The organism is Streptomyces sp. TOM-9 (assembly GCF_056858595.1).
The window spans coordinates 4527289-4541886 of sequence record NZ_JBXEQB010000001.1 but is presented as its reverse complement, the minus strand read 5'-3'; the positions used below and the strand labels follow the sequence as shown (position 1 = coordinate 4541886).

General features: G+C 73.6%; 14 protein-coding genes and 1 pseudogene. 10 read left to right on the top strand and 5 right to left on the bottom strand.

Annotation, left to right across the window (positions count from 1 at the left end; all coding sequences use genetic code 11):
• Window positions 1-43 precede the first annotated feature (43 nt).
• Window positions 44-820 (top strand): annotated as a pseudogene (locus AC1VWI_RS21045) (L,D-transpeptidase family protein).
• On the opposite strand, the gene AC1VWI_RS21040 reads toward AC1VWI_RS21045, so the two are convergent.
• A complete protein-coding gene (locus AC1VWI_RS21040; protein WP_499512564.1) occupies window positions 810-1154 on the bottom strand; it encodes a hypothetical protein in 345 nt (114 codons plus the stop codon). The pseudogene AC1VWI_RS21045 and the gene AC1VWI_RS21040 sit on opposite strands and share 11 nt — an antisense overlap.
• Before the next feature lie 16 nt (window positions 1155-1170).
• The gene (locus tag AC1VWI_RS21035; RefSeq protein WP_499512563.1) at window positions 1171-1968 is read right to left on the bottom strand and encodes a hypothetical protein; all 798 of its coding nucleotides are present in this window, start codon (window positions 1966-1968) and stop codon (window positions 1171-1173) included.
• Window positions 1969-2288: 320 nt separating this feature from the next.
• Here AC1VWI_RS21035 and rho point away from each other — a divergent pair, with 320 nt between their 5' ends.
• From rho to AC1VWI_RS21020, 3 genes are all read left to right on the top strand, one after another.
• On the top strand, window positions 2289-3443 hold the full coding sequence (rho, locus tag AC1VWI_RS21030; protein WP_499512562.1) for a transcription termination factor Rho: 1155 nt from the start codon (window positions 2289-2291) through the stop codon (window positions 3441-3443).
• Window positions 3444-3469: 26 nt separating this feature from the next.
• Complete coding sequence (locus tag AC1VWI_RS21025; RefSeq protein ID WP_499512561.1) at window positions 3470-4135, top strand: histone deacetylase; 666 nt, start codon at window positions 3470-3472, stop codon at window positions 4133-4135.
• 87 nt (window positions 4136-4222) lie between these two features.
• Complete coding sequence (locus AC1VWI_RS21020) at window positions 4223-4630, top strand: STAS domain-containing protein (protein WP_499512560.1); 408 nt, start codon at window positions 4223-4225, stop codon at window positions 4628-4630.
• On the opposite strand, the gene AC1VWI_RS21015 is transcribed toward AC1VWI_RS21020, so the two are convergent.
• A complete protein-coding gene (locus tag AC1VWI_RS21015; RefSeq protein ID WP_499512559.1) occupies window positions 4532-5518 on the bottom strand; it encodes a sigma-70 family RNA polymerase sigma factor in 987 nt (328 codons plus the stop codon). The two genes, AC1VWI_RS21020 and AC1VWI_RS21015, sit on opposite strands and share 99 nt — an antisense overlap.
• A gap of 95 nt (window positions 5519-5613) precedes the next feature.
• On the opposite strand from AC1VWI_RS21015, the gene AC1VWI_RS21010 reads away from it, so the two are divergent.
• Window positions 5614-6018: a VOC family protein gene (locus AC1VWI_RS21010; RefSeq protein ID WP_499512558.1), complete on the top strand. Its 405-nt coding sequence runs from the start codon at window positions 5614-5616 to the stop codon at window positions 6016-6018.
• A gap of 12 nt (window positions 6019-6030) precedes the next feature.
• Here AC1VWI_RS21010 and AC1VWI_RS21005 read toward each other — a convergent pair whose 3' ends face one another.
• Both AC1VWI_RS21005 and AC1VWI_RS21000 read right to left on the bottom strand, forming a co-directional pair.
• The gene (locus AC1VWI_RS21005; RefSeq protein WP_499512557.1) at window positions 6031-8478 is read right to left on the bottom strand and encodes a SpoIIE family protein phosphatase; all 2448 of its coding nucleotides are present in this window, start codon (window positions 8476-8478) and stop codon (window positions 6031-6033) included.
• 173 nt (window positions 8479-8651) lie between these two features.
• Window positions 8652-9431, bottom strand: coding sequence for an SDR family NAD(P)-dependent oxidoreductase (locus AC1VWI_RS21000; protein ID WP_499512556.1), 780 nt, complete (start codon window positions 9429-9431; stop codon window positions 8652-8654).
• Between the two features lie 735 nt (window positions 9432-10166).
• Here AC1VWI_RS21000 and AC1VWI_RS20995 point away from each other — a divergent pair.
• Genes AC1VWI_RS20995 through AC1VWI_RS20975 form a run of 5 tightly spaced genes read left to right on the top strand, consistent with a single transcriptional unit; the run spans window position 10167 to window position 14505 of the window.
• Complete coding sequence (locus AC1VWI_RS20995) at window positions 10167-11708, top strand: sensor histidine kinase (RefSeq protein WP_499512555.1); 1542 nt, start codon at window positions 10167-10169, stop codon at window positions 11706-11708.
• Window positions 11709-11731: 23 nt separating this feature from the next.
• Window positions 11732-12118 (top strand): roadblock/LC7 domain-containing protein, encoded by a 387-nt coding sequence (locus tag AC1VWI_RS20990; RefSeq protein WP_499512554.1) that lies wholly within the window; start codon window positions 11732-11734, stop codon window positions 12116-12118.
• Entirely contained in the window at window positions 12115-12474 is a 360-nt protein-coding gene (locus AC1VWI_RS20985; protein ID WP_499512553.1) for a DUF742 domain-containing protein, read from the top strand. The genes AC1VWI_RS20990 and AC1VWI_RS20985 overlap by 4 nt, the downstream gene beginning before the upstream one ends.
• Window positions 12455-13081 carry a GTP-binding protein gene (locus AC1VWI_RS20980; RefSeq protein WP_499512552.1) on the top strand — a complete coding sequence of 209 codons (627 nt, stop codon included), beginning with the start codon at window positions 12455-12457 and terminating at the stop codon, window positions 13079-13081. The genes AC1VWI_RS20985 and AC1VWI_RS20980 overlap by 20 nt, the downstream gene beginning before the upstream one ends.
• Window positions 13078-14505, top strand: a complete 1428-nt coding sequence (locus AC1VWI_RS20975) for a cytochrome P450 (protein ID WP_499512551.1) — start codon at window positions 13078-13080, stop codon at window positions 14503-14505. Before AC1VWI_RS20980 ends, AC1VWI_RS20975 begins: the two co-directional genes overlap by 4 nt.
• Window positions 14506-14598 lie beyond the last annotated feature (93 nt).

Here is a 14598-nt window from a genome sequence, read left to right as displayed (position 1 = left end):
TCTTCGATCGCTCTCTCCCGTGGATGAGACGAAAGGCGCCGTCATGCCCGAATTCGCCCGCCGTGGCGGCGTCCTGTCCGTCATACCGGTCGCCGCTCTGGCGGCCGCCGGCGTGCCGGCCGGGTGCCCCGCTCCCACCGCGACGGTGGCGGGGGCGCCGCGGGCCGTCGCCGCCGTGCCGTCCGTGGCGGCACCGTCCGCCGCGGTCACCCCCGGGGCCGGTGCCGAGAGGCTGCCGGAGCAGGTGCCCGGGCTCGGGCCGCGGACCCCGGGCCGGGTCCCGGGCGACGCGCGCCAGGTCGTCGTGGTGACCGGCGCGGGCCGGAACGCGTCCCGGTCACGGGTCGTGGCGTACGAGAGGACCCCGACGGCTGGCGCGGCGGCGCGAGATGGCCCGCGCGCAACGCGCAGCGCGGGTGGACCGACGACCACCGCAGCGGCGACGAGCGCTCGCCGATCGGGGTGTTCGGCCTCACCGACGCCGGGGGCCTGAAGGCCGACCCGGGCACCCGGCTCCCGTACGGCCACTCCGGCGGGTTCTTCATCAGGGGCACAGGACTGGAGGGGGAACCGCCGGCGGGTTCGTCGACTACGTTGTGGCCATCAACTACAACCGCGGGCCCGGCACATCGCCGCGGGACTGGACCCGGCCGATGGGCGCGGACAAGGGCGGTGGCATCTGGTTCCACGTCGACCACGAGGGGCCCACGCAGGGTGCGTCGCGTTGTCCGAGGCCCACATGAGGCAGTTGCTGAGGACCCTGGACCCGGCCCTGCACCCGGTCGTCGTGATGGGGGACGCGGCCTCGCTCACGCGCTGAGACGTGCCGCGTGCGCGGCCTCGTCGGGCCGCGGCTCGCCCGGCCGGGAGCCGCCGAACTCCCAGTGGGTGGTGCCGAGTCCGCCCGCCGCCAGGGCGGCGTCGATCCGGCGGCGGACCTCGGCCTCGTCGCCGGGCGCGGACGCGAACAGCACGCGCAGCCGCAGTGTGCCGCCGGGCCCGGCCGTGAAGGCGGTGTGGTGGGGCGCGAGCGGGCAGGGCGGTTCGTGCTCCCAGTGACCGCACAGGGCGACGGTGACCGCGGCACCAGGGGCACGCTCGTCGCCGCCGGGGGCGAGGGTCACGACCGCGTCGTGGGCGAAGGTCCGGCGCACGCCCCCAGTATCGCTGTCAGCCGTCCTGCTCGTGGCGGGGACGCATCGCCTGCCGCTGGACGCGCCGCCCGAACGCGGACAGCAGCGGCTCGACGGCGGCGCGCGGGAGCACCACCTTCTGCCGGCCCGTGGGCGGGGCCGCCACCTCGCCCCGGTCGAACGTCACGACCAGGTTCCCGCAGCCGGTGAAGGCCAGGTCGTCCAGGACGGCGCGGCGTGCCGCCGGGTCCTGCAGCGCGCGGAGCCCGCGCGGGTCGTGGCCGGCGCGGGCGGCGAGCGCCCGGACCAGGTGCCCGGCGAGGTCGCCGGCCGCGTCCGGACCGAGCATGGCGAGGGCGGGAAGCACCTCGCCGGAGCGGCCGTCGTACCAGTACGTGGCCGTCGTGGTGCCGCTCCCGGAGGTGGTGCCGTTCCCGGCGGCGGTGCCCTCGGCCGTCGTCAGCTGGACGCCGAGCACGTCCCCGGAGGCGGCCAGGAACGTGTACGAGATGGTGAACTCGCCCGCGCAGCCGGCATCGTGCCCGTGCGCGGCCAGGAAGTCCCGCAGCCCGCGGTGCACCTCGCGGTCGAGCGTCCGGGTCAGTGTCCGTGCGCCCGGCACGGACGGGTAGCTCGTCGACCAGCGGCAGGCGCCGCCGGTGCCCCGGGCGCCGATGACCCGCAGCCCGTGGATCCAGGTGGGCATGACCGCCCTGACCTCCTGTCCGTCGGCGGACGCGGTCGCGGGGGAGGGCTGCCCGCCGGAGGGCGACGTGCACGCGGGGACGGCCAGCAGCGCGGCCACGGCGACGGCGGCGATCGGCACGGACTTCACCCGGCGACCGTAACCACCCTCGGGGCCGGGGCGGTTGGCGGTGCCGTATCCGGACCGGGATGTGACAGGTTCGCGACATCGCGGCGGTCCCCCGCCCGGGGTCCTGGTGCTACAGTGCGAGGAGCACGGCTGTGCGCCCCTCTTCGGCGCCGGTGCTCACCGCGTGACCGCCCGGCGGTCCGCTCCCGCAGTCCACTGCGGTGTTCCCCTTCGCCCACGCCCCGCGTCGGCGATCTCCCCGAGGCTCCGCCTCTTGCGCCGCGTGTCCCGGCGGCCGGCCGATTCCGCCGCCGTACGCGCCCTTCCCCCGAGGACGACGTATGTCCACAGCTCCCACCACCACCCCCACCCCCGCTCCCGCTTCCTCCCCCTCGGGCGAACGGCTCGTCGCCGTCGCCGGGGTCCTCGACGTCGAGGGCGGGCGCGGCTTCCTGCGCACCGCCGGTTACGCGCAGGGTCCGCACGACGTCCCGGTGCCGCCGGAGGTGATCAGGCGGCACGGGCTGCGCAAGGGCGACGCCGTCGAAGGCGTGGCCACGGCCGGTCGCTCCCGCGCCCTCGTACGGGCCGACCAGGTCGGCGGGCTGCCCGCCGGCCTGGCCCGCGGGCGACGGCACTTCGCGGACCTGACCCCGCTCCACCCGTCCGAGCGGCTGCGCCTGGAGTGCCCGCAGGGCGGTCTGACCACCCGTGTCGTGGACCTGCTGGCCCCCGTCGGCAAGGGCCAGCGCGGGCTGATCGTGGCGCCGCCGAAGGCCGGCAAGACGATGCTGCTGCGGCGGCTGGCCGGCGCCGTCGCGGACAACCACCCCGAGTGCCACCTGATGGTGGTGCTCCTGGACGAACGGCCGGAGGAGGTCACCGACATGCGGCGCTCGGTGCGGGGCGAGGTCGTCGCCTCGACCTTCGACCGCACGCCCAGGCAGCACATCGCCGTCGCCGAACTGGCCGTCGAGCGGGCCAAGCGCCTGGTCGAGACCGGCCGGGACGTGGTCGTGCTGCTGGACTCCCTCACCCGGCTGTGCCGGGCGCACAACAACGCGGCGTCCTCGGGCGGCCGGACGCTGTCCGGCGGTGTCGACGCGGCGGCGCTGCTCGGCCCGAAGCGGCTGTTCGGCTCGGCGCGCCTCGCGGAGGAGGGCGGTTCGCTGACCATCCTGGCCACCGCGCTGGTCGACACCGGATCGCGCGCCGACGACTACTTCTTCGAGGAGATGAAGAGCACCGGCAACATGGAGTTGCGGCTGGACCGGGGGCTGGCCGACCGGCGGGTCTTCCCGGCGGTGGACGTCGGCCCGTCGGGGACCCGGCGTGAGGAATTGCTCCTCAGCCCTGCGGAGCTGGCGGCCGCGCGCGGTCTGCGGCGGGTGCTGCGTGGTGCGGGGAGTTTCGAGACGCTGCTGGAGCGGATGCGGGCGACCCCGGACAACGCGGCCTTCCTGCGGCAGATCCGCGGCACGGTGCCGGCCGCCTGACCCCGCGGCGCCCTCATCATGGAGCGGTGACCACACCGCAGCGCGTGGGGCCCCGGGGTGCCGTGCGGCGGGACCGGCCGCCCGGTTTCGTCTGGTACGCGGCCTACGGCTCCAACACCCACCTCGTGCGCCTCAACAGCTACCTCGCCGGCGGGGTGCCCCCCGGCGGCGGCCGGGAGTACCCGGGCTGCCGGGACGCGCGCCCGCCGCTGCGGTCGGTGCCGCTGGAACTGCCGGGGCGGATGTACTTCGCGACGCTGTCGCCGGTCTGGTCGGGCGGCCGGGCCTTCTACGACGGCGACGTGCCGGGCGGCGGGGTGCGCGCCAGAGCCCATCTGCTGACGGTCGGTCAGTTCTCCGACATCGCCGCCCAGGAGATGTACCGGTCGCCGGGCTCCGACCTCGACCTCGCCGAGGTGCTGCGCTGCGGCAGGGCCCGGCTGGGCGAGGGGCGGTACGAGACGCTGCTGTACCCCGGGGACGTGGACGGGCACCCGGTGCTCACCTTCACCGCCCCCTGGGGCTCCGGCGGGGCCGAGCACGTCAGGCCGTCCGGGACCTACCTGCGGCACATCGCCGAGGGCCTGGCCGAGACGGGCGCCTGGGACCTGCCCGGCATCGCGGCCTACCTCGCGGAGTGCGCCGACGGGGCCTGGGACCCGCGGGAGATCACGGCTCTGCTCGGACGGTGACGCGCGGCGCCGATGGATTACGGCGCCGCCGCCGGTCCTAGGGACGTACGCGGTACGCATCCCCGCATCCGCCCCAGGAGGTCGCCCATGGCCCGGCCCGCGCCGCCCCCGCCCGCGTCCCGACCGGGCGGTGGGCCCGCCGTGCTCGTCCTGACCGGGAGGCTCGACCGCGCCGGGATCCCGCCGCTGGTCGAGCGGCTGCACGCGCTGCTGGCCGAGCGGGGCGGCGGGACGGTGCTGTGCGACGTGGGCGGGCTCGACGGCGCTCCGGACGTCGTGCTGGTCGACGCCATCGCGCGGTTGCAGCTGACCGCCCGGCGCCACGGCGGCCGGATCCGGCTGCGGGGCGCCGGGGGCGCGCTGCGGGAACTGCTGGCGCTCACCGGGCTGGGCGGGCTAGCGGGCCTCGGGTGCGAGGCGCGCGGGGAGGCCGAACAGCGGGAAGAGCCGCTCGGTGTCGAGGAAGGAGTTGAGCCCGGTGATCCGGCCGTCTGATATCTCGATGACCTGCAGCGCCCACGGCTCGTGACCCCCGTCGGGGCTGGGCCGGTACTGCCCGAAGCCCGGTGTGCCGTTGGCCGTGACCGGGACGAGCCGCGAACCGCGGCAGCCGGAGCCGAGCCCGAGCATCCAGGCCTTGATGTCCGCCGATCCGCGCAGCCACAGGCCGAAGGGCGGCATGGACAGCGTGGCGTCCTCGTGGAGCAGTGAGGTGAGGGCGTCGAGGTCGTAGGACTCGAAGGCGGCGACGTAGCGGCCGAGCAGGGCGCGCTGCTCCTCGTCGAGCGGACGGGCCGGGTCGGTCGTGGCGGGGGCGGCCGCGGCGAGGGCGGCGCGGGCCCGCTGCAACGCGCTGTTGACCGAGGCGACGGTGGTGTCGAGCAATTCGGCGACCTCGGCCGCCTTCCAGGCCAGCACCTCCCGCAGGATGAGCACGGCCCGCTGGCGCGGCGCGAGGTGCTGCAGGGCGGCGACGAAGGCCAGGCGCACGCTCTCGCGCTGGTCGGCGAGGTCGGCGGGGTCGCCCGTCTCCGGCAGGACGCGGCCGTCGGGGGCGGGGGAGATCCAGGTGCTCTCCGGCAGGGTGCCGGGCAGCGGGCCCTCGGCGCTGCCGGGCGAGGCCAGGTCCATCGGGCGGGCCCGGCGTCCGGTGCCGCCCAGGATGTCCAGGCACGCGTTGGTGGCGATGCGGTACAGCCAGGAACGCAGGCTGGAGCGGCCCTCGAAGCGGTCGTACGCCCGCCAGGCCCGCACCATCGTCTCCTGGACGGCGTCCTCCGCCTCGAAGGCCGAGCCCAGCATCCGGTAGCAGTAGCCGGTCAGCTCCGCGCGGTAGCGCTCCAGCTCCTGCGCCACGTCCGGGGGTGCAGCGAGATCGCTCATGGTTCTCCTCCGCCTTCCGATGAGTTCCGGAGCGTCCACGGGTCTACTTCAGCACAGACCACTGACACAGACCCCGGAACGGAACGAGGCGGACCATGCCGACCCAGATCTTCGTCAACCTCCCCGTGCAGGACCTGCCCAGGTCGAAGGCCTTCTTCGGCGGCCTCGGCTTCTCCTTCGACCCCCGGTTCACCGACGACAACGCCGCGTGCATGGTGATCGGCGAGGGCATCTTCGCGATGCTGCTCGTCGAGCCCTTCTTCCGGCAGTTCACCAAGAAGGAGGTCGCGGACGCCACGAAGACCACCGAGTCCATCCTCTGCCTGGGCGTCGAGTCGCGGGAGCGCGTGGACGAGCTGGCCGACGCGGCCCTGGCCACGGGCGGGTCGCCCTCGAACGAGCCCATGGACCAGGGGCCGATGTACGGCCGCAGCTTCCAGGACCCGGACGGCCACCTGTGGGAGGTCGTGCACATGGACCCGGCCGCCCTCCAGGACTGACGCGCCGCCCGCTCAGCCCGGGTGGACGTCCGGGATCTCCTGCTCCGCCCAGATCAGCTTGCCGTCCGCGGTGTAGCGGGTGCCCCACCGGCGGGTCAGCTGGGCGACGAGGAAGAGCCCGCGGCCGCCCTCGTCGGTGGTCCGGGCGTGCCGCAGCCGCGGCACGGTGTTGCTGCCGTCGTAGACCTCGCAGATGAAGACCGACTGCCGGATCAGCCGCAGCCGGATCGGGCCCGAGGCGTGCCGGATGGCGTTGGTGACCAGCTCGCTGACGACCAGTTCGGTGGTCGTCCGCAGCTCCTCCAGCCCCCACTCGGCGAGTTGGCGCGTGGCCAGCGCCCGGGCCCGGCTGACGACCGCCGGGTCGACCGGCAGGTCCCAGGCGACGAACCGGTCCGTGGTGAGCGCGTGCGTACGGGCGACGAGCAGGGCGACGTCGTCGGCGGGCGGACCGGGCAGCAGACGCTCCAGCACGGCGGAGCACAGGTCCTGCAGCGGCAGTTCGGGGTGGGCCAGGGCGTGCGCGAGCCGCTCCAGGCCCACGTCGACGTCCTCGCCGAAGGTCTCGATCAGGCCGTCGGTGTAGAGGGCGACGATGCTGCCCTCGGCCAGTTCGAGCTCGGCGGACTCGAAGGGCATGGCGCCCAGGCCGAGCGGCGGGCCGGCGGGCAGTTCGGCGAAGGTGACCCGGCCGGAGGGGTCGACGACCGCGGGCGGCGGGTGCCCGGCGCGGGCCATCGTCAGCCGCCGGGTCACCGGGTCGTAGACGGCGTAGAGGCAGGTGGCGCCGGTGACGGTGGTGGCCACGGACGCGTCGGCGCTCTCCTCCTCGGTGAGCCGCATGATGAGGTCGTCCAGGTGCGCCAGCAGTTCGTCGGGCGGCAGGTCCATGTCGGCGAGGGTGTGGACGGCCGTCCGCAGCCGTCCCATCGTCGCCGCCGCGGTGAGCCCGTGCCCTACGACGTCCCCGACCACCAGCGCGATCCGCGCCCCGGACAGCGGGATGACGTCGAACCAGTCGCCGCCCACGCCGTCCTGGATGTCGGTGGGCAGGTAGCGGGAGGCGACCTCCAGCGCCGTGCCGCCGGTCAGGGTCTGCGGCAGCAGGCTGCGCTGCAGGGCGAGCGCCGCCTCGTGCTCGCGGGTCCAGCGCCGGGCGTTGTCCACGCACACCGCGGCGCGGGCCACGAGCTCCTCGGCGAGCAGCAGGTCGTCCGGCTCGAAGGCGCCGGGCCGGCGGTGCCGGATGAAGGTCACCACGCCGAGGACCGTGCCCCGGGCCCGCAGCGGCACCCACATCACCGACCGCATCCCGAACTCGCGGATCTTGGCCGCGCGGGCCGGGTCGTCGGTGAGCCACGACGCGCGGTCGATGGCGATGTCGGCCTCGATCTCGGGCCGGCCGGAGGTCATGCAGCGCACGTGCGGCGAGGTGTCGCCGGCGTTGATCCGCTCGCCGAGCGCGACGATCGACTCCGGGGTGCCCGGGTGCACCGAGCGCATGCCGGCGCGGCGCAGCGGCACGCGGCCCAGCGCCCCGCCGGCCGGCGGCTCGTCGCCGCGCAGCACCGGCTCCAGCAGGTCGACGGTGACGAAGTCGGCGAGCCGCGGGACCGACACGTCGGCCAGTTCCTGGGCGGTGCGGGTGACGTCCAGGGTGCTGCCGATGCAGGCCCCGGCCTCGTTGAGGAGCGCGAGCCGGCCCTGGGCGCGCCAGCGGTCGGTGACGTCCATGCCCATGTAGCAGACGCCCATCACCCGGCCCTCGGCGTCGTCCAGGCGGTAGAAGGAGGTGGAGAAGGACCGCTCCCGGTAGGGGGCGGCCAGCGTCCAGCCCTGGTACTCGTGGTCGATCACCGGCTCACCGGTCAGCAGCACCTCGCGCATGATGTTCTCCAGCGCCTCGGTGTCCAGACCGGGCAGGGAGTCGCTCATGCGCATCCCGATGCGGTGCTCGCGCGGCACGCCGGCGAAACGCTCCAGGGTGTCGTTGATCCACACGTACCGCAGGTCGGGGGTGAGCACGGCCATGCCGATCGGGGACCGGGTGAGGAAGCCCTCCAGGATGGCGCTGCTCACCGCCCAGGACGGGGTCCTGGCCAGGTCGATCCCGGACACCAGCCAGCGCTCGTGCCCGTCGGGCGCCGCCAGCGTGGACACCCGCAGGCCCAGCTCGATCCGGCGTCCGTCGCGGTGCCGGGCGGCTACGAGACCGCCCCAGATGTCCTGGTCGTGCCACTGGGCGGCGACCTCCGCGGCCTTGGCGGCCTGTTCGGAGGAGGCGAGCAGCTGCGCGGCGGGGCGGTGCAGCGCTTCCGCGGCCGGGTAGCCCAGCAGGTGCTCCGCGGCGGCCGTCCAGCCGACGATCGTCCCCTCGCCGTCGATCAGCGCCGACGCGGCGTAGGCAAGGTCGAACGGCGCCTTCGCCGGCGCCGCAGCGCTTCCCTCCGGCATGACCATCAGGGGCGTCCCATTTCCGCCGATCCGTGTCTTTCATGCTAGGACGTCCTGTGCGCGGGGGCTCCTCGCGCGGACCGGCCCCGGACCGGCTCCGGACCGGCCTCGACCCGGCCTCGACCCGGCCTCGGCCCGGCCTCGGCCCGGCCTCGGCCCGGCCTCGGCCCGGGCACCGCTCAGGGCAGCGGTCCCGGGGGAAGGGGCGGAGGGGTGGGACGCAGCGCGTGCAGGCCGCCGTCCACGGGGAGCGCGGTGCCGGTGACCGCCGCGGCCGAGGGTCCGGCGAGGTAGGCGACGGCGTCGGCGACCTGCTGGGCGGTGACCAGGCGCCCGCTGGGCTGGCGGGCCTGGAGCGCGGCCCGCTCGGCCGCCGGGTCGGGGGCTGCCGCGATCAGCCGCTCCACCCAGGGAGTGTCGACGGTGCCGGGGGTGACGCAGTTGACCCGGACGCCCTCGGGCAGGTGGTCGGCGGCCATGGCCAGGGTGAGCGCGAGGACGGCGCCCTCGCTCGCCGCGTACAGCGCCTGGCGCGGGAGCCCCGCCGTGGCCGTCACCGAGGAGATGTTGACGATCGACGCGTAGCGGGAGCGGCGCAGGTACGGCAGCGCGGCCCGGCTCGCCCGGACCACGCCGAGGAGGTTGACCTCCAGCACCCGGCGCCACTCGCCGTCCGGGTTCTCCTCCACGGTGCCGACGGCCCCGGTGCCCGCGTTGTTGACCAGGATGTCCAGCCCGCCCAGGTCCTCCACGGCCCGGCCGACCGCCCACCGCACGGAGGCGTCGTCGGCCATGTCGGCGGCGAGCGCGTGCACGTGTGCCGGTGCCCGGCCGGGGGCCTGGTCCAGCACGGCGACCCGTGCGCCGCGCGCCGCCAGTGTCTCCGCCGTGGCGAGCCCGATCCCGGTGGCACCTCCGGTGACGATCGCGGCGAGCCCCTGCAGTTCCCCGGCGGTCATCGGCCGGCCCCGGTCTCCGCGCGCGTGACATTGCTCCCTGAACGGGCCGGGCGCAAGTACCCATCACTCTTAAGAGTGAAGCCAATTTTCGTGCCCCTCCGGGGTCCTCCGGCGCGGGCGCACCGCGCGCGGCCGGACGGCGCACGCCGGGGCTTTCCCGTCGTGCCGCCGTGGGTCTCGCCGTACCGCCCGGGCACCTGCCGTGGAGCCGGTCGCTCCGGTTCGGCCCCGCCGCCCTCCGCGGCGCCCGCCCGTACCGCCCGCCCGCGCCCGCGGCCCGGCCCGGTGCGGATCCCGCGGGGGGCGCGTGACGTGGGGAAGCGGCGTTCCGGGGTCCTCGCTGGGGGGTTCGGCCCGGCGTGTTCCTGCTCGCCCATGAGGGCCTCCCGGGGCGCGGGGACCGGCGTCGCCGTCGATCGAGCCATCCGTGGTCAAACAGTTTATATCGGTCATTGCTCATGATCGAATCGTGGACGCACAGATGGTGAGGGAGCGCCCGGGAGGGGTTTGCGTCGACGCCGAAGAACCGATAACCATACGTCAAACGGCATGTGCCAAAGGCATCGTGAGGCGGCATCAGCCACGGAATGGAAGCGGCTATGCTACTTGCGGCTCAGCGTGTTGTAGCAATTACGCCAGGTCAGGCGCGGCCTGCTGATTGCCCACTCCGTTGACGCCGCAATCCGCTGCTCGTGCCGTGTTCGTTCCATGACTAGCGATCACCTGAGGATGCTGATGGTTCGTGCTGGATCGTCCCCCGGAGACCACCGGCCCACCGCGACGTCCGCGTGGTTATTGCCGGTCGTCATAGTCGCGGCGGTCGCGACCGTCGCCGTATGGACCGTCCCCTCGTCCGCCAGGGTTGCGGTGCTGTGGTGTGGGGTGACCGCCACGGTGGCCGTCGCCGTCCTCGCCGTCGAGGTCGCGCGCCGAGGGCACCTGACCGCGGAACTCCGTGCCGAGGTGGCCCGTCACGACGCCGAGCTGCGGTACCGGCTGGCCCAGCAGGAGGCCGAGACCGTACGCCTCGCCAAGGAACAGCTGCCCGACGCCATGGCGAGGCTCCAGCGCGGCGAGTTCCTGGAGGACGTGCTCAAGAGCGTCGAGACCCGCACCGAGGGCCTCACCGCAGAATTCCACAGCGCGCACCAAGCCGTTCTCCACTCCGTCCTCACGGCCGTCTCCGCCGAGGAGGACATCCGGGAGTCGTCGCAGCGCGCCTTCGTGAACATCGCCCGCCGCGTGCAGGCCATCGTCCACCAGCAGGCGAGTGCCCTGCGGGAGATGGAGGACCGCCACGGCCAGAGCCCGGAGGTCTTCGGCGATCTGCTCCGCCTCGACCACGGCACCGCCCTGATCGGCCGTCTCGCCGACAGCATCGCCGTCCTCGGCGGGGCCCGCCCCGGGCGTCAGTGGAGCAAGGCCGTTCCTCTCTTCAGCGTGCTGCGCGGCGCGATGTCGCGGATCACCGACTACCAACGGGTCGAGCTGCACTCGGTCTCCGAGGTCGCGATCATCGGCCCCGCGGTCGAGCCGCTGATCCACGCGGTTGCCGAGCTGCTGGACAACGCAACCCGCTACTCCCCGCCGCAGACCCGGGTCCACCTGACCGCGGTCGAGGTGCAGTCGGGCATCGCGATCGAGATCGAGGACGGCGGCGTCAGCCTGAGCGAGGAGGCCCGTCAGCGCGCCGAGCAGATGCTCGCCCAGGCGCAGGCCGGCATCGACCTCAACGGCCTCGGTGAGACGCCCCGTCTGGGCCTGGCCGTGGTGGGCCGTCTGTCGAAGGCCTACGGATTCCAGGTCTCGCTGCGGACCTCCGCCTACGGCGGTGTGCGCGCGGTCCTGATCGTCCCGCAGGACCTGATCACCACCACCACCAACGCGACGGGCCTGGCGCACGGCATCGGTGCCGCCTCCGGTCCGCGGTCGGTGCCGGCGCCGCGCACCGGTTCGGATTCCGGTTCCGGTGCCGCGCGAACGACGGGGCCCCAGGCCTCGGCGCCCGTGACGGCCGACATGGCGGACGACATCCCCGTCGTCCACGAGCGCACCTCGAACGGGCTGCCCCAGCGGCGTCGGCGCATCCCGCCCGCCCAGTCCGCCCCCGCGGGCTCGGCCGCCGGTTCCGTCACTGCTTCCCATGCCAAACCACCGGCCCAAGAGCCGGTGCAGCCCGGCATGTGGTTGGCCGCCTTCCAGAGCGGCGTTTCCGGGGAGACGCCCGCTGCCGCTCCCGTCAGCAACAGTGACGAGTCGTTAGATAAGGGTGAGTAGCCGTGATTCAGCAGCGGGCCAACATGGACTGGATGCTCAAGGACCTGGCGACCAGCGTTCCGCAGACCCGCCACGTGGTGGTGCTTTCCGCGGACGGCTTGCGCATGGCTCAGTGGGGAACGGACACGGACGCGGCCGACCGGATCGCCGCGGCCTGTGCCGGTCTGCAGAGCCTGGCGGCGGCCGTCGCGTCGGAGTTCCCGCACGGTGACGGCCGCATGAGGCTGGTCGTGATCGAGATGTCGGGCGGTTTCTTCTACCTGATGGCGGCCGGCGCCGGGGCGTACCTCGCGGTGCTCGCCGACGAGGGGGTCGATGCCGGACTGATGGGGCAGCGGATGCGCGACCTCGTGGCGCGCATCGGTGAGCACCTGAGCAGTCCGCCGCGTAGCGACGAGCATGCCGGATGAGCGAATCGGGTCAGGGATGGGAGGAAGGAAGCCCCGAGCGGCTCTACGTGATCACGGGAGGTCGGAGCGGGGGCTCCGACACTTCCACCCTCGACCTGGTCACGCTGGTCCGGGCGCGTACCGGGCCACCGCCGGGGATGCCGCCGGAGCAGGCGGCGATCGTGCGACTGTGCACTTCGCCCCTCTCCGTGGCTGAGATCTCCGCTTACCTCAATCTTCCGGTCAGCGTGGTCACGGTGCTCCTCACCGACCTGCTGGCCGAGAAAAGGGTGGAGGCGCGCTCGCCGATTCCGCCCGCCAACCTTCCCGACGTCGCTCTTATTGAGGCGGTGATGCATGGACTTGAGAAGCTCTGACCCCCTCGTCGTCACCGGGCCGCGGAGCGAGGACGCACTGCCGGAAACCGCCACCGCCGCGGTCAAGATAGTGATCGTCGGGGGTTTCGGGGTCGGCAAGACGACCCTGGTCCGATCGGTGAGTGAGATCAGGCCGTTGACGACCGAGGAGACCATGACCCAGGCGGGTGTCGGTGTGGACGACACCGCCGGAGTGGAACGCAAGACCGCCACCACGGTCGCCATGGACTTCGGCCGGATCAGCATCAACCGGGAACTGGTGCTGTACCTCTTCGGCACCCCCGGCCAGCAGCGTTTCTGGTTCCTCTGGAACGGGCTCTTCGAGGGGGCGCTGGGCGCGGTCGTCCTTGTCGACACCCGCCGCCTCGAAGTCAGTTTCGACGTCATAGGGCGGCTGGAGGAGCGCGGGGTGCCGTTCGTGGTGGCCATCAACACCTTCCCGGAGGCGCCTCCGCACCCCGTCGAGGACCTGCGGGCCGCCCTCGACCTTCCCGAGCACGTCCCGATCGTGCACTGCGACGCTCGCAAGCGGGACTCCAGCCGCGACGTGTTGCTCACCCTGATGCGATATCTGCACTCCCTCGCCCTCTCCACGGAGGCATCGTGACAACCCCACCCCCCGAGTGCCCCGCCCACGCCTCCGGTGCCGGCGGCATACGCCGCCTCTACGACCCCGAGGCCGAGGCCGACCCGATGGGCGTCTACGAGAAGCTCCGGGCCGAGCACGGAGCCGTGGCTCCCGTCCTGCTCCACGACGACCTGCCGGCGTGGCTGGTGCTTGGCTACCGGGAGAACCTCGAGGTGCTCCGCACCCCGTCCCGGTTCTCCTCCGATTCCCGGCGCTGGAACGTCTTCCAGCGAGGGGAGCTCAAGCCGGAGCACCCGCTCGCCCCCACCATCACCTGGCAGCCCTTGGTCGTCTTCGCCGACGGTGAGGACCAGAAGCGGCTGCGCGGCGCGGTCAGCCGCGGCATGGGGCGCTTCAACCGCCATGGCATCCGACGCCACGTGACGCGGGTCTCGAACCAGCTGATCGACGAGTTCGCCGCCGCCGGCAATGCCGACCTGGTGCCCCAGTTCGCCGAGCAGCTTCCTCTGCTCGTCATGACGAACCTGCTCGGTCTCCCCGAGGAGGAAGGGCCACGGCTCGCGGAGGCGTGCCGTGACCTGATGAAGGGCACCGAGACCTCCGGTGCCAGTTACGTCCACATCCTGGAGTCGCTGACCCGGCTGGTGGCGGAGAAGCACGCCGACTCGGGCCCCGACCTGGCGTCCTGGCTCATCGACGACGCCGCCGGTTTCAGCGACGACGAGGTCATCCAGCACCTGCGCCTCGTGCTCGTGGCCGCGAACGAGACCACCGCGAACCTGATCGCGGGCATGGTGAAACTGGTGCTCACCGATCCACGGTTCCGTGGCAACCTGTCGGGCGGCCACATGACGCTGCCTGACGGCCTGGAACAGGTGCTGTGGGACGAGCCCCCGCTCTGGGTGATGCCTGCCCGGTACGCCACGGGCCCGATGGAACTGGGCAACCAGCGCATCGAAGAGGGGGACATGCTCCTCCTGGGGCTTGCCGCGGGGAACACCGACCCCGCGATCCGTCCCGACCTCGTGACCCCGATGCACGGCAACCGGTCCCACCTCGCCTTCGGCGGCGGTCCGCACGAGTGCCCGGGCCAGGACATCGGTCGTGCGATCGCCGAGACCGGCATCGACGTCCTGCTGGCGCGGCTTCCCGATCTGCGGCTCACGGTCGACCCGGGCGAGCTCGCCCGGATTCCGGCGTGGACCTCGCACCATCTCGCGGAACTCCCCGTGGAATTCACGCCGCGCCGACCGCGCGAGGAGGAGGACACCGGGGCCAGCGTGAAGCCGGCACCGCGCGAAGTGATTCCCCAGCCGCTGCCGCAGGCGGTGCCCCAGCCCTCTGTGGCACCGGTTGCGCAGGTGGCCGCAGCGCCGATGCCCTCGGTTCCGGCGGGCAGGCGGTCTTGGTGGAGCGCTCTGCGGAGCTGGCTGCGCCGGTAGACCGAGCGTCTCATTCTGTGACCCGCGCACGGCGGGCGCACGGGCGGATGCGCCCGTGCGCCCGCCGTGCGCCTCTGTGTATACGGAGAGCCG

Excerpts from the sequence above, each read along its gene's own strand:
- AC1VWI_RS21000 (WP_499512556.1), bottom strand. The coding sequence starts at position 9,431 with ATGACCGCCGGGGAACTGCAGGGGCTCGCCGCGATCGTCACCGGAGGT.
- AC1VWI_RS20985 (WP_499512553.1), top strand. The coding sequence starts at position 12,115 with ATGAGCGAATCGGGTCAGGGATGGGAGGAAGGAAGCCCCGAGCGGCTC.
- AC1VWI_RS21020 (WP_499512560.1), top strand. The coding sequence starts at position 4,223 with ATGGCCCGGCCCGCGCCGCCCCCGCCCGCGTCCCGACCGGGCGGTGGG.
- AC1VWI_RS20990 (WP_499512554.1), top strand. The coding sequence starts at position 11,732 with ATGGACTGGATGCTCAAGGACCTGGCGACCAGCGTTCCGCAGACCCGC.
- AC1VWI_RS20980 (WP_499512552.1), top strand. The coding sequence starts at position 12,455 with ATGGACTTGAGAAGCTCTGACCCCCTCGTCGTCACCGGGCCGCGGAGC.
- AC1VWI_RS21005 (WP_499512557.1), bottom strand. The coding sequence starts at position 8,478 with ATGGTCATGCCGGAGGGAAGCGCTGCGGCGCCGGCGAAGGCGCCGTTC.
- AC1VWI_RS21015 (WP_499512559.1), bottom strand. The coding sequence starts at position 5,518 with ATGAGCGATCTCGCTGCACCCCCGGACGTGGCGCAGGAGCTGGAGCGC.
- AC1VWI_RS20995 (WP_499512555.1), top strand. The coding sequence starts at position 10,167 with ATGGTTCGTGCTGGATCGTCCCCCGGAGACCACCGGCCCACCGCGACG.
- rho (WP_499512562.1), top strand. The coding sequence starts at position 2,289 with ATGTCCACAGCTCCCACCACCACCCCCACCCCCGCTCCCGCTTCCTCC.
- AC1VWI_RS21010 (WP_499512558.1), top strand. The coding sequence starts at position 5,614 with ATGCCGACCCAGATCTTCGTCAACCTCCCCGTGCAGGACCTGCCCAGG.